Origin of the sequence: Allobosea sp. (assembly GCF_035944895.1) — a bacterium.
Taxonomy (GTDB): domain Bacteria; phylum Pseudomonadota; class Alphaproteobacteria; order Rhizobiales; family Beijerinckiaceae; genus Allobosea.
Genome location: NZ_DASZAT010000006.1, coordinates 74,877 through 87,987, shown reverse-complemented (window position 1 = coordinate 87,987; position 13,111 = coordinate 74,877). Strand labels below are relative to the sequence as shown.

Genomic DNA, 13,111 nt, shown 5'->3' with positions numbered 1-13,111 from the left:
AGTCGTTGATAAGGCCTAAGCGGCTGATATAGCGGGGCTTGCTCTGGGGGCTTTTTTGACTCATTTGTGGGTCCACATTGCTCCGGGAAACGTGAACCCATGGCCCGCAAACCACGCCTCAAGAAGCTCGGCAAGAACCTCGAATGGCACGGCAGCAGCATCCGCGTATCTGTCACTGTGCCGCCCAGCCGAAGGGGCGCGGTAGGCACGGCGAAGCTGCGCGAGGTTCTGACCACGACTGACCCGCTGGAGGCCGAGCGGGAGAAGGTGGACGTCATCAAGCGCCTTCAGGCCCGCATCAAGAACCCGAAGGGGAAGCTGCCGGTTATCGTTCAGGACTTCACCGAGGAGGCCTTGAGATGGCGCGAGGCCGTGGCCAACGACGACAACGGGGATGCCCTCTATGCGCTGGACGCCCGCTTGGATGCCGTGAAGCGGGACGCGGGGCAACGCCCTGCCCAGTCCTTCGCTGCCATCGCAGCCGGGCAGCAGACGCCGCTGAAGCTCGCCTTGCAGCCGTTCTTTCGGGAGAAGCGCTACGCCAAGGGTTACTCCAACGACATCAGCCGGTCGGTCGGATGGCTAGCCGATTGGCTGGAGGCGAATGGCCATAGTGTCACCGTCGAAGCCGTGACGAAGCGTTTAGCCGGCGAGTTCATCCATGAGCGGATGGTCGTCACCAACACGCACCACAAGAGCGCCAACCGGGCCATTTCCTGCCTCACGTCATACTGGACCTATCTGTGCAAGCGCTGGGGCCAGGGGGGTAATCCTTGGATCGGCCAGAGCATCGAGAAGCGCACCGTTCGGTCGGAGGCGGACCTGCTGGAAGGCCCCCAGAGCGCCAATAAGCGCCCATTCACGGACGCTGAGGTGCAGACCCTGCTGAATGGCGTGGGGCGCGGCTCAGTGGTCCTCAAGGGCTCCGTGGCTACCGTGCTGTCTGACTTCTGTAAAATCGCCGCGCTGACCGGTATGCGGGTGGACGAGATTGCCGGCCTCAGGGTGCAGGACGTGGGCGAGGAGGGCTTCACCGTCTCGCACTCCAAGACCGCTGCCGGCTTCCGCCGCACCATCCCTGTCCATGCCCTCCTTGCTGGCATCGTCGCGACCCGGACCAAGGACAAGAAGCCGGGCGACTATCTGTTTCATGAGTTGCCCGAGCAGGACGCCGACTCGAAGCGGGGCAGGGGCGCTCCCGTCTCTCAAGTCTTCACACGCGAACGCCGCCGTTTGAAGGTGGACGAGAGGCCGTTGCCGGGCCAGCGGCAGAGCAACATCGACTTCCACTCCTTCCGGCGCTGGTTCGTGCGTAAGGCCGCCGATGCGTTGGATAAGGGCGCGCAGGGCTACAGCGTCTGGACGATTGCGGAGGTAGTCGGCCACGCTGTGGAGAACGCAAGCCTTGAGGGCATCAAGCTGCCGTTGGGGCTTACCATGAGCCGGTATGCGGGCGATGCTTCGGGGGAGGCGAAGAAGGCGTGCGTGGGTGCCGTGAAGCTGCCCTCCTAGAGATGGCCATGCTCACCACCGATGCCCATGTCTTCTTCAATCTCGCCGATCCAGTTTCTGCTTGGGGCGTGGCGCGTGGCGTCGTCGTAACGGCCCCCGTGGCCAAGCAGGCCGACCCTCGGTTCGTTTCGCTACGGATGGCGAGCCTGTTCCGGGATGTCAGCCATGATCGCTTCCGAGTCGAAATGTTCTTGGAAGCCACCAGAGCCACACGCTTTCCTGAGAAGATATCGCGGTTAATCGGCGCGTACTGCTTTCCCGACCGCGCATCTGCCGAATATGCCGCTGCGAAATGGTCGCGTCCGCCGTTCTTCCTTTCCAATTTGACGGAGGTCCACCTCTACGGCGACACGAGGCGGGATAGGCATGACTCGAACTGGGTCACACATGCCCCCGTAATCGCTGACGAAGATTTCCTCTTATCGGGTGACTCGTGGGCTGACCGCTACTGGCGGGGTGATATTTATCCGCACTGTGAGCCGATATGGGAAATGCTCACAGACGGCAGGATGGTCATTCTCGATGGAGAGAAGCAGCGAGCGGCCTTCGGAACGGTTGAGGCCTTGTACCCGCAATCGCTTGGCATTCTTGAGATAGGTCGAGCAGCCGCTTGGGTGGGGTCTGATCTGGGCAATACCCAGGCATGCCTTCTTGGTGACGCCGGCGGGCTGCGCCTGACCTATCTGCTTGATATGCGTGATGCTGACAGCCCAGACTTTATCGCCAGATTGGAGCGGGAAAAGCCGGTCCTCAATTGGCACCTTATCGCACCCCACGTCGCCAACGGGAGTTTTGGTAACGTGCCGGACTTTACCGACCGCGAATTCCTGCTCAAGGGTGCCAACATCGTCTCAGATCAACAGGGTCACCCCTATCTGGCGTGGCAGCCGTCGGCGCTACGCAGCTAATCAGCTCTGCTGAGGCCGTTCCGCTTGAGGAGCTTGTCCTCTCTTCTCACCTTCTAGGTTACAGGTTCTCCAGCATGGATCAGATGTCGTTCGCTGAATTCAAAAAGACCCTGCTGGCACTCATCCATCAGGCCTTGGACAAGGAGGGGTTCAACAGTCTGGTCGTCCCCGCCCGAATAGCGGCCGAAGTGGGCCTACCTGTGAAGGCCGGCTGGATCGACCGAGCCGTCGAGCAGTTTGAAGCGAACGGCTGGGCCAAGGTTCACAGGTTCATGTCGGGCGCATCAGATGAAGGGATCAGACTTCAGCTGACCGGAGCCGGAGTAGAACAGGCGGAGGAATACTTCGAGGAGGGGTGGGAGCAGTTTGACGAAGCAGCCAAGGTGCCCACGACGTCCCTTGCCGAGATGCTGGTCCCGGCCTCGGATCGAATTGTCAGCCTCAATGACAACGAACATGCGACCTCATTGCGCGCGACATTGGTCGATTTAGAGCCACGGCTTGCGGGCAACAACGAGCTTCCTGCTCAGGATGCCGAGGAGTTTGAGCGGCGGTTCGCGGAGTTCCAAGCGGGGAACCTGCTGATCAAGGCAAGCACAGGCTCGACCCGCGCCTTAGGGGTTGTGCTGCTCGGCTCGCTGATGTGGTTCCTGGACAAGTTGGCGGAGACCACCATAGCTCCCCTGCTGTCAGCCGCAGCGGCAGCTCTGCGCGCGTTGCTCGGCGTCTAGGGTCGCCGCTCCGCTTGGTTCTACCGAGAAAATCTGAGAGTCCATCGATAAAGCAGCAGCGCGACTTTCCCCCGTGCCGCCCTTCCGTGCGTTGTTGGTGGCTCTGTTTCGTACCGCTCTCGCTGCTGGCATCGTCGAGTTCCAAGCCCTTACTAGCGATCATCGGCGGTGCGCCCCGCCGTGCATCGGTCGTCTCCGCGATTGAGCGCGCGAAGGGAGGCAGGAGGTGGAAGAAGGGCTGATGGTAAGGCCTGTGAGGGAAGAACTTGAGTTCCGCTGTGCAGGTTTCCGGCTCTCCGCTCGGGGGCCTCTGGCCTGCGTCGGTGCCTTCGTATTGCTGCTTCTGTTCGGTGCTGTGGCAGTAGTACATGCCCTGACTGGAGGGTAGAGCCAAAGGGTTTCACACCGTGGACTATCGCCGAAGCCATAGGCCACGCTGTGGGAAACGCGAGCCTCGCGGGCCAGAAGCTGCCGTTGGGGCTTACCATGAGCCGGTATGCGGGCGATGCTTCGGGTGCAGCTAAGCGGGCCTGTGTGGCCGCCGTAAAGTTGCCGGCCTAGGGTCCGGACCGTAAGGCCTCTGCCTTCCCCGAGTGCGTGGCGCTACGTGGTCAATCATTTTCGCGATGACGCTCTGAGGCTTGCTGGAAGAACTCAACAATTTTCCGCTGGTGGGCGAGGTATGGCTGTCGGGCAACGGAGGTATTTAATGCAAGAAGGCCCGCAGTGAGGACCCCAACATCCGCGAGCGCTTGCTGAATGCGCCGCTTCGGCTGTTCGCTGTGCAGGCCGGCGTTGAACTCCACGATCAACCGGTCAACTTCGGCACCTAGAACTTTCAGTCGCTTCCCATCGCCCCCTGTGTTCTGTTCGGCGTAAGCCCAAATTCTGTTCTTGTATTCGGGCTTTCCCACCTTCCTGCCTTTGAACGGTTCATCTCGCGGTGGGAACAGGACGTCAGCGAGCTTTTCCATGTAGCGACGCCCAGAGACCGCCGCCTGTGCTACATCCTCTTCAGTCTCAGCCTGATCGAGTGCACGAACCGCCGCGCCAAGAACATTAAAGAGCTGCGGGTTCAGGTCCTCCAGCACCATCACGAGTTCGTACGCTTCATCTTCGCCGCCCACGATGAAACCCGTAACGGCCTCCCGAAACGCGGCCACGCGTTTGAAGTGTTCGAGACTGTCGAAATCGTCAAAGATGGTCTTGTGAGCGCCTTTGTCCTCCCATGCTACGTCCGTGTACCCGAGCTTGCCCATCTCCAGCGGCTCCTGATCGTCTCGGGCATCCTCCTCCCCCATTGAATAGAAGATGCGGCAGGTCGAGCCTTCGACCCGATAAAGCGTGATCATTGAGTTGCGCATCAACGCGAGATGAGGGCCATAGGCAAAATCCACTTGCATCAGCCCGAGATACGCATCGTCACGCACAAGAGCGGCATGGAGGTCAGTCGCCAACTGCTTCGGCATGTTCTCGAACGTAATCGCGTAGACAGTTCGCTGGCCGAATGTTGCTTGAAGCCGTTCTTGGATAAGAAGGGACCACGTTCCCGAAAAATAGACCCGTCGCATTAGGTCTGCCAATTGCTCGATGGTCCTAGCGTGTCTAAAGGTCAATACATCGCCTACTGAGACCTTCATGTGGCGGTTTGACTTCTGGATGATGCCCAGACCAAACACAGTGCCCCGAATAGGAGGGCCGTAATAGCCGTCATATTTCGGAGCGTCAGAGTCGAAGAGGAGCGCGATATTCATGAGGTGGACTGGCATTCTTTAGTGGAGGAGCGCAGCAACTTGACGCTTTTCGTTGTAAGGGTAAATCGGCCGGTGCGAAGGGGCGAGGATTTGCGAGCAGTCTAAGCGGGCTTGAACCGCAGCCGAGGCGCTGCCAGAGTGAACTGCATGGCTCCGTACTGGTTCAAATTCAGGCAGACGATACCGCGCCCGGCGGGCGACTGGGTCGTTTGTGGCCCTTACCCCACAATGGATGAGGCCAAGGCCGCCAGAAACCAAGCAAAAGCGTACGATAGCGAGGTGGGCGTCCCTTTCAGCGCTGAGACGAAAGCGGAGGCTGAGCGGAAGTTCCCGAACGGATAACGCTTAGTTTTGCTAGAAAAATCTGAGAGCCCATCGATAAATAGGCCGGCGCGACTTCCCCCCGTGCCGCCCCTTCCGTGAAACATTGGGGGCAACCTTTCGACCGTCGCGCACTAGCCGTTCGGTTACTACTCTGCTGCCTCGTTAACTCGCTCGACGCACAAGACGCCGCGCGTTAGGGCCACTTCGTAGATATGCGCGTCTTCCAGAACCGCTTCGAAAACACCCTGCGCTGCGGCATTTTGGGCCTTTGGGAAAAAGGTACTGAAGGCCACCACGATAGCGAGACCGGCCCACCAAGGCAGCCAGAACATGCTCCCGAAGCCGATGAGAGCCCCACCGAAGGCTACAAGCCGTAGGTTGGCTTGGCGTTTTCTGATGCGCCGAGGAAGAAGATAGGGGTCCTCATACATGAACCCGGCTTTCGACTTGTCTACGTGAGCTTTGACGGCACCTCGCCGGTACTCATCAAGGAACGTCTGGTAGTCCACTATTCCGCCCCCCCCCGACTGACTTCCTCGCCAGCTGTACCACCCGCCGCTGTAACCGTCTCTGATCGATTGGCGCGGTCGCGGGCCGTTCCGCAGGGCTTGCCCGTGCTGAACGTTCCAACATGCGCCCAGATCGTTCCATGAGAATAGGGTGTTGACTTTTGGAACGGCAGGACTCATTCGTCAAAGACCTTTTGGAACGGAGACCCTGACCATGCTCATCGGATACGCCCGCACTTCGACCCTTGAGCAGGAAGCCGGCTTGGCTGCTCAGGTCCGCGACCTTGAAGCCCTCGGTTGTGAGACGGTGATGGCCGAGCAGACGAGCGCGGTGGGAGCGAGGCCAAAACTGGACGAGCTGATCGCCTTCGCGCGTAAGGGCGACGTCCTTGTCGTAACCAAGCTCGACCGGCTGGCACGCTCAGTCTCGCATCTCTGGGAGATTGTCGGGAAGCTGGAGAGCAAGGGGGTGGCGCTCCGCATCATCGCTATGGGGATCGACACCACGACCCCGACAGGTCGCCTCATGCTGACTGTGCTGGGCGGCGTGGCCGAGTTCGAGCGCGACATGATGCTGGAGCGGCAGCGCGAGGGCATCGCGAAGGCGAAGGCCGAGGGGCGTTACAAGGGCAGGGCTCCGACAGCCAGGGCGAAGGCAGACGAGGTCCGCGAGATGGCCGCGAAGGGCGCCAGCATGGGCGACATCGCCAAGCGCTTGGGCATCGGCAAGGGCAGCGTTCACCGCATACTTACGTCCGGCGCTGCTGGAGCTTCACAATGACTATTGCCGGCTTCATGCAGTGGGCTTCCATCGCGCTCGCGGTTGTATCAGCGCTATGCTGGCTTCGCAGCGCAGCGGTGAAGGTCTCGACCGAAGACGCGGTAAAACGCCGCGTTCGGGAGGCTGAGCGCGCCGGCCTACCTCCCAGCTTATCAAGCGTCAGTCTTGACGGCTGGGACATGAGCGCAACCTTCAAGGCGCAATCTCAGTGGAGTGCGGCGGGGGCGTCCTTCGCGGGCCTAGCAGTCTTGTTCCAAGCGGTGGGGCCGCTACTAGCAACAGCGTGCTCCTGAGCCCCGGGCCACCCATCAGCGCCGTGACTCGGTCGCCCCTGATCGAGTCATTTTTGTCATTGGACGGCAGGGGCGGGACTTTCTCACAACTGAGTGGACCCGCCTTGGCCTTCAGGACGACGCCATGCCTACCCCCGCGCTGCACCGCGCTATTCAGTTCCTCGAAGCGCTGAACGAGATCGAGGATGAGATGCGGATCAACGTGGCCCTCATCCTCCTCCGCGTCGCCAGCAAGCCCAGCCTCTACCAACGCGAGGTGACAAAATTCGTCCCGGTAACGAAGTCCGCAGCGGGGCGCATGGTGGATCATCTGTCCGACCGTGGTGGTCTTGGGCTGATCAATGCCCGCGAGGACTTTGAGGACCGACGCATCAACATCCTGACGCTGACGGCGCGCGGGCAGGAGACCGTGAGGCGGCTGCTGGCCCAACTGTAGAGCGGCTGTCCACCGTCGAGAATGAAGCCCGCGTCCGCGACGTGGACCTCGCCACCCAGTTGGGCATGGCCCGCCCGACCAACATCAGGAAGTTCATCGAGACGCACCGCGACGAGCTGGAGAGCTTCGGTCAGGTTGCACGCACTGAATGCAGCCTGCCGATGCCGGGTGGGCGCGGCTTCAAGACGGGCACCGAGTACCATCTCAACCGCAACCAAGCGCTCCTCACCTGCATCCTCTCGCAGACCCCGGCGGGCCGGGAGATCAGGGCCGAGGTGATCCGCCGCTTTGACGCCTACGAGGGCATGGTTGAAGTGGTGCGGGCGGTGACTGACCCGAGACGAAGAAAGGGCCAAGCGGTTGCTTCGCCTGACCCTTTCAATCCGCCTCTGACCGAAGCGCGGAAGGCTCGCTGAGCGCCCCACGAAGCGTGGCGTTCCATGATTTCGGAGGCCGGGCAAGAGGGGCCGATTGGAGCCGGCTCAGCGCCCCAAATCGATTACCGCCCACCCTAGGAAACAGGCACGCGGCTTCGACCGGGTATCTTTCGCTTGGCATTCTTGTAGTTCGTTCGCCCTCTTGCGGTCCCGCTCGGACGGTGTCGGCGATTGCCCCTCACACTAGGAAGACGAACGCTCGGCAGCGAGCGGGTCCAATCCATTTTCTGGCGCCCTTGTAGGGCTCCCCCAACTGTCCGCTTCGGCGGCCCCTCAATCGAACCCAGACATGAACCAGATCGAACTTACGGAGGACAGCCGTGGGCACCCCTTGGCGCGCGTTCAGTTCGCCAAGGCGCAGGCCTATGCCGTCCTCTACCTCTCCGACTACGAGCGCGTTCAGGCCCTCACGGGCAACGCCTCGTGGTTCCTCAACTCCAGCGGCAACGGCCATCGCTACGTCCGCGTTTGGCATGCCCCAACAGCCCGCAACGTTATGGTTTCCCGGCTCATCCTCGGAGTTGAGCAGGGAGCCATCCGGCATCAGGACGGCGACCCGCTGAACCTGCGCCGCAACAACCTCGTCCGCCCCCGTCGCGGGGCCGTATAGGCAGCCGCAGAGACTCCTCTAACGCCGCTGAACGCTGGCCGCATGCCCCCTAGCGCCTCAGCCGTAGTCGGCCCCCAGCGCGCCCCCAGACTCAAGGAAACAGCCATGGCCGCAGCCACTAGACGCATGCCTCCACAGCGTCATCCTTGGTTCGATCCTTGGGCCTATCCGCAGGGCGACGCACTGCATGATCTGGCGGCCGATGTCGCAGCGCGCCTTGACCGGGACGAGGAAGCCCGTGGCATCCGCGTGCGGAGGCGACGGAGCCATGTGGAGCAGGAGCGCGAGCTGACCATCGGAGTCATCGTCGCCAATCTCGCCCGGCTTGTTCTCGATCCCGGCGAGACCGGATCACTGGCCGTTGTCCTGGGCAAGACCCCGTTGACGGCAAAACGCTACCGAAGCCCCGCTTCAGGGCGGCTACGGACGGCGCTGCTAGACCAGATGGAAAACCTCAAACTCATCACCATCGCGCGGTCAAAGCGCCGAGGTGAGGCCTCCAGCATCGCCCCAACTGCTTCCTTCGCAGAGCTTTGCGGAGACCATCGCGTCAGCCCCGCTGACTTCGGGCGGCTTTCGCAGGAGGAGACCATTGTCGCGCGTCCCCGGCGAGACACCGCTGCCGGCTCTACCCGCACTCTGCTCGACTACCCCGAGACGGAAGAGACGGGGGATATGCGGGCGGTCGTGGTCGCGCTGAACGCCCACATCGCGCAGGCTGACATCGCCTTCCTCGGTGATGGCCTCGGGGCAATCAACACCCACGACCGGCATCAGCGGAGGCTCTTCAACGGCCCTTCTGACGACCCACTCCAAGGCAATGGTCGGCTCTACGGGGGCTTCTGGCAGAACCTTAAGCGGGAGCGCCGTTGTGCTCTGCGGATCAACGGGGAGGAGACCGCCGTTGCGGACTACTCGTCGATGTTCGTTCGTCTCGCGTACGCTCGACTGGGCATCAGCCCAACAGCTGGGGACCTGTACGCCATACCGGGCTTGGAAGAGCACCGGGACGCGGTGAAGGTGTTGACCAGCACCCTGTTCTTCGACCAGCGGCAACGCAGCTCATGGCCGAAAGATGAGGGCCTGATTGTGCCTCCCGGCTGGCCGCTGCCAAAAGCGCGAGCAGCCATCCTCGACCGCCATCCTACGCTACGCCCCTGCTTCGGCCGTGGGCTGGGCCACGAGCTGATGAGGCTGGAGAGCGATATCATGCTCGCCGTCCTCGATCAGCTACGGGAGGAGGGCGTTGTCGCTCTCAACCTCCACGATGGATTGGTAGTGGCTGTGGGGGACGCTGCGACTGCCCAGACGGTGATGGTGGCCATAGGTCGCCAACGCACAGGCGCGGACCTCCCTGTCGCCATCAAGCGCAACTCCGGGGCAGCCTCGGCCAGCCCAGCGCACTCCTCAACCACCCCTTCCTTCCACCCATAAGGCACTTAAGCGTTCGGCGCTTCGGTGACCGCCGTCCCGCCCAACGGCAATGCCGCACCGGCCCATCAGGAAAGCATCATGACCACCTCACACGCCTTCGAGGCGTCCCCTTCGCTCGTCCTCCGCGAGCCGACCGTCCAAGACCTCGCACTGGCCAACGCCCTCGGCTACGAGCGCCCCACCACCATCCGCAAGCTGATCAAGCGGCACGCTGCTTCGCTGGAAGCCATGGGATCATTGCGCCACCGTGGAGCGATGATCGTCGCGGGCAAGGGCGCTCAGCGGTTGGTTACGGAATACCATCTGACCAACGCGCAAGCCGCGTTCATCATCGCCAAAGCCGGCACCAAGCGAGGGGACAGTCTCGCCATCGCCATTGCCGAAATCTTCGCGATGGTGCTGGACACCAAGCTCGTTCCAGCCAACGGCGCGGCTCTTGCAGAGCTGGAAGCCATCTCGGGCCGTGAGCTGGAGCGCCGGCTGGCCATTCAAGAGGAAGAGCGTGAAGCTCGCTCCGATGCCTTCCGACTACTCGGCCGTGGGCGCGCGCGCAGACGGTAGGCGTCAAAGATGAGAACCTACCCACAGGTGCGTTAAACGCGATAATGGGTAGGTATTTCAGTATGTTAATGGAATATCCGCGCCTCGAAAAGGAGTCGTTTGGCCGCATTGGCGACGACTCCTGTCGCGGCTACTCCAGGCCCCGGAGGCGGCATTCGCCGTCACCTTTCCGCCATCCTAGGACTACCGCCACCATGGACCTCGCTCTGAAATTCGGCCGCCTCTTCATCGCCTACGACGCGGGCGGTTTTATCGCCGGCATCAAGGGTTACGCGCAGATCGTTTGGACGCCCATGTTCGGTTGGCAGGCGGATGGACCTGCGGCGCTCGCTGTCGAACGGACCTGAACCGAATTGCCTGCAATGTCCGGCAGGACGACCACCAGCTGACCTGTCGCCGCCCCGGCCGGGATCAACTCCAAACCCCATCGCGGCCCCGTTCGGATCACCTCCGGGCGGGGCCTTCTCATGTCAAGGAAACACACACATGGCACTCGTTCCCGGCCTGCGCAGCGGGCTTCAGGAGCGCCCCGAGGGGGGCCGCAACACCGGACGCGTCGTGGTCACCGAAGACGGCGTTCCGAAGAACAAGCGACTGCAGCCCACGGCGTCGCCCATCGAGACCTACACGCGTCCCGCCGCGCTCCCGAAGAACAACGACGCAGAGCGCTTGATTGCCTCTCTGGCGGGCGTCAACCCCGCCCTGCTGCGCCTCGGCGAGACGCTGAAGGAAGAGGACAAGGACAAGCACGCCGCCGTCAACGCCAAGCTCGCGACCATGAAGGCCGAGGATGTTCGCACAGAGCTGCGTGACAACCCGACCGGGGAGCTGGCCACCTCTCTCAAGACCGAGAAGGCGCAGGAGTTGTTCGCTGCCAAGATGGCGCAGGACGACGTGGTCCGTTGGCAGGAGGAGTGGGCGACCGGGGCCAAGGATGGCGTGGACGTCGAGGCCTTCCTCAGGGAGCGCGTTGACGCCCGCCTGAAGGAGAACGGCGCGACCGGCCAGCGCTTCACCAACGAGTACCTGCGGCTCGTCACACCCGGCATGAACACAATCCGCAGTGGCCAGCTGAAGCACAACGTGCAGCGTGCTGAGGAAACGATGGCGCAAGCCACCTCGGCGCTGCTGGAGCGGACCATTGCCAACGGCGTATCCGAGGGCAAGAAGCCCGACGATATCGCTGCTGCGGTGCGCGCCGAGATCACCGGCAACAAGATGCTCGCCGGCCGTGATGCGTCCTGGCAGGAGGGCGAGGTCCTCAACATTGCCAAGCGCTACGCGGAGCAGGGGAACGTCGAGCTGGTCACCGCGCTCGTCAACTCGAAGGGAGCGAACGGCTTCTCGCTGACGGCCAATCGGGAGCACGGCTCCTCGGCCACGAAGCTGCTGGAGATGGCCGACAGCAAGCGCCGCGAGAAGAACCGCGAGGGCAACTCCGAAACCCTCATGCGCCTCTATGACCAGTCGCGCGATGGCTCGCTTAAGGACGAGGAGGTCGAGCAGCTTTTCAAGTACAAGCCAGGGCTGATCAGCGCCGAGACGGTGTCGTCTCTGAAGGCCCGCAACAAGGCCGTCATCGAGAAGCGCTTGGAGGAGCAGCAGAAGCTCTTCACCGAACGCCAGAACAAGCAGAAGGCGGACGATAGCGACGTCTCGATGCGCGCCGCTCGCGTGGGTGCGATGAACGACGGCACGCTCCACCGGCTCGGCCCGACGACCCAGTACAAGGAAGACGGGACGACGAAGGAGATCGACGCCGAGAAGAACAAGGAGGCGGCGGTCGAGCAGTGGCTGGAGATCAGCACCAAGACCGCCGAGCGCAACGGGGAGAACCCCGACCAGCGCTTCGAGCGCGAGCTTCCCGTGTTCCGCCAGAACGGCGTCGTCCACCCTGAGTGGAAGTCAACGATGTCGCGCGGCATCAAGACCATCTCGGCCGTGACCACGACCGGAGACAAGCTGCCGGGAGCCTTCACCGAGGGCTACAAGCGGTACAGCGAGCTGCGAACCAAAGCGCCGGAGCTGCTCACCGCTCACCTGTCCAAGGACGAGCGGGAGAACTGGGAGACCGTCCGCGTGATGGTCGAGGACATTGGCATGGACCCGTCCAAGGCCGCGCTCCAGTTCAACACGATGATCAAGGACCCCGTGAAGTTCCGCGAGCTGCTCGGCGAGGGGACTCGTCAGGACATCCTACAGTCTGTCGATCGAGAGTTCAGCGGGGCCACCAACAAGGGCCACATCATGCAGCAGGTGCACAAGCGGGCGTTCGTCTTCGCGGGCGCTGGCCTGTCCCCCAAGGACGCCACCAAGCGGGCCGTGGAGGAGTTCAAGCGCACCAACACGAAGATCAACGGCCACTACCTCGACACCTCGGACCGCGCCGTCCCGCCCGACTTCGCCGAGTTGGCCAAGGCCCACATCGACGACTACGTCAGGAAGCACGGGAAGCGCGAGAAGCTCGACGCCGATGACATCACCCTTGAGCCCGTCTCGGGTGGAACCGGAGGGTGGGTCCTGAGAAACACCCACACGGGCGACATCCTCGACAACCCGAACGACCGGCTGATCACCACGGACACCCTGATGAAGATCAAGGGAGCCCGCGAAGATGCAGCCAAGGCGGCCCTGACGACCCGAGCGGACAAGCGCCGGGAGCAGGAGAAGACGATCCAGACGCAACGCGACGACTGGAACGCCGCCCAGCAGCGGGCGCGGGACGTTCGCATGGGCATCCCGCCCGACCCCGCACGAAGCGGAAACTGACCACCCACAGCGGCTCCTAGGCACCCCCTAGGGGCCGTTTTCCATTTCCAGA

The 13,111-nt window shown here is 62.5% G+C and carries 13 protein-coding genes; 11 read left to right on the top strand and 2 right to left on the bottom strand.

The window, feature by feature from the left end; all coding sequences use genetic code 11:
• Positions 1-99: 99 nt before the first annotated feature.
• The 3 genes from VGV58_RS08985 to VGV58_RS08975 all read left to right on the top strand — a co-directional run bounded on the left by VGV58_RS08985 (position 100) and on the right by VGV58_RS08975 (position 3,151).
• Positions 100-1,512, top strand: coding sequence for a tyrosine-type recombinase/integrase (locus VGV58_RS08985; RefSeq protein ID WP_326873675.1), 1,413 nt, complete (start codon positions 100-102; stop codon positions 1,510-1,512).
• A gap of 8 nt (positions 1,513-1,520) precedes the next feature.
• Positions 1,521-2,420: a hypothetical protein gene (locus tag VGV58_RS08980; protein WP_326873674.1), complete on the top strand. Its 900-nt coding sequence runs from the start codon at positions 1,521-1,523 to the stop codon at positions 2,418-2,420.
• 74 nt (positions 2,421-2,494) lie between these two features.
• Positions 2,495-3,151, top strand: coding sequence for a hypothetical protein (locus tag VGV58_RS08975; RefSeq protein ID WP_326873673.1), 657 nt, complete (start codon positions 2,495-2,497; stop codon positions 3,149-3,151).
• 611 nt (positions 3,152-3,762) lie between these two features.
• Here VGV58_RS08975 and VGV58_RS08970 read toward each other — a convergent pair.
• Both VGV58_RS08970 and VGV58_RS08965 read right to left on the bottom strand, forming a co-directional pair.
• Positions 3,763-4,905: a hypothetical protein gene (locus VGV58_RS08970; protein WP_326873672.1), complete on the bottom strand. Its 1,143-nt coding sequence runs from the start codon at positions 4,903-4,905 to the stop codon at positions 3,763-3,765.
• Between the two features lie 470 nt (positions 4,906-5,375).
• Complete coding sequence (locus VGV58_RS08965; protein WP_326873671.1) at positions 5,376-5,738, bottom strand: hypothetical protein; 363 nt, start codon at positions 5,736-5,738, stop codon at positions 5,376-5,378.
• A 214-nt stretch (positions 5,739-5,952) separates the two neighbouring features.
• Here VGV58_RS08965 and VGV58_RS08960 point away from each other — a divergent pair, with 214 nt between their 5' ends.
• The 8 genes from VGV58_RS08960 (at position 5,953) to VGV58_RS08925 (ending at position 13,059) form a co-directional block, all read left to right on the top strand.
• The gene (locus VGV58_RS08960; RefSeq protein ID WP_326873670.1) at positions 5,953-6,519 is read left to right on the top strand and encodes a recombinase family protein; all 567 of its coding nucleotides are present in this window, start codon (positions 5,953-5,955) and stop codon (positions 6,517-6,519) included.
• A 417-nt stretch (positions 6,520-6,936) separates the two neighbouring features.
• Entirely contained in the window at positions 6,937-7,248 is a 312-nt protein-coding gene (locus tag VGV58_RS08955; RefSeq protein ID WP_326873669.1) for a hypothetical protein, read from the top strand.
• Positions 7,249-7,289: 41 nt separating this feature from the next.
• Positions 7,290-7,664 carry a hypothetical protein gene (locus VGV58_RS08950; protein ID WP_326873668.1) on the top strand — a complete coding sequence of 125 codons (375 nt, stop codon included), beginning with the start codon at positions 7,290-7,292 and terminating at the stop codon, positions 7,662-7,664.
• Positions 7,665-7,974: 310 nt separating this feature from the next.
• The gene (locus VGV58_RS08945) at positions 7,975-8,295 is read left to right on the top strand and encodes a hypothetical protein (RefSeq protein ID WP_326873667.1); all 321 of its coding nucleotides are present in this window, start codon (positions 7,975-7,977) and stop codon (positions 8,293-8,295) included.
• Positions 8,296-8,400: 105 nt separating this feature from the next.
• Positions 8,401-9,729 (top strand): hypothetical protein, encoded by a 1,329-nt coding sequence (locus VGV58_RS08940; RefSeq protein WP_326873666.1) that lies wholly within the window; start codon positions 8,401-8,403, stop codon positions 9,727-9,729.
• Between the two features lie 78 nt (positions 9,730-9,807).
• Entirely contained in the window at positions 9,808-10,290 is a 483-nt protein-coding gene (locus tag VGV58_RS08935) for a hypothetical protein (RefSeq protein WP_326873665.1), read from the top strand.
• A gap of 194 nt (positions 10,291-10,484) precedes the next feature.
• Positions 10,485-10,637: a hypothetical protein gene (locus VGV58_RS08930; protein ID WP_326873664.1), complete on the top strand. Its 153-nt coding sequence runs from the start codon at positions 10,485-10,487 to the stop codon at positions 10,635-10,637.
• Positions 10,638-10,776: 139 nt separating this feature from the next.
• Positions 10,777-13,059, top strand: a complete 2,283-nt coding sequence (locus VGV58_RS08925) for a hypothetical protein (RefSeq protein ID WP_326873663.1) — start codon at positions 10,777-10,779, stop codon at positions 13,057-13,059.
• The last annotated feature ends 52 nt before the right edge of the window (positions 13,060-13,111 follow it).

Coding starts and splice junctions, on each gene's coding strand:
- VGV58_RS08985 (WP_326873675.1), top strand. CDS start 100: ATGGCCCGCAAACCACGCCTCAAGAAGCTCGGCAAGAACCTCGAATGG.
- VGV58_RS08980 (WP_326873674.1), top strand. CDS start 1,521: ATGCTCACCACCGATGCCCATGTCTTCTTCAATCTCGCCGATCCAGTT.
- VGV58_RS08975 (WP_326873673.1), top strand. CDS start 2,495: ATGGATCAGATGTCGTTCGCTGAATTCAAAAAGACCCTGCTGGCACTC.
- VGV58_RS08970 (WP_326873672.1), bottom strand. CDS start 4,905: ATGAATATCGCGCTCCTCTTCGACTCTGACGCTCCGAAATATGACGGC.
- VGV58_RS08960 (WP_326873670.1), top strand. CDS start 5,953: ATGCTCATCGGATACGCCCGCACTTCGACCCTTGAGCAGGAAGCCGGC.
- VGV58_RS08955 (WP_326873669.1), top strand. CDS start 6,937: ATGCCTACCCCCGCGCTGCACCGCGCTATTCAGTTCCTCGAAGCGCTG.
- VGV58_RS08945 (WP_326873667.1), top strand. CDS start 7,975: ATGAACCAGATCGAACTTACGGAGGACAGCCGTGGGCACCCCTTGGCG.
- VGV58_RS08940 (WP_326873666.1), top strand. CDS start 8,401: ATGGCCGCAGCCACTAGACGCATGCCTCCACAGCGTCATCCTTGGTTC.
- VGV58_RS08935 (WP_326873665.1), top strand. CDS start 9,808: ATGACCACCTCACACGCCTTCGAGGCGTCCCCTTCGCTCGTCCTCCGC.
- VGV58_RS08930 (WP_326873664.1), top strand. CDS start 10,485: ATGGACCTCGCTCTGAAATTCGGCCGCCTCTTCATCGCCTACGACGCG.
- VGV58_RS08925 (WP_326873663.1), top strand. CDS start 10,777: ATGGCACTCGTTCCCGGCCTGCGCAGCGGGCTTCAGGAGCGCCCCGAG.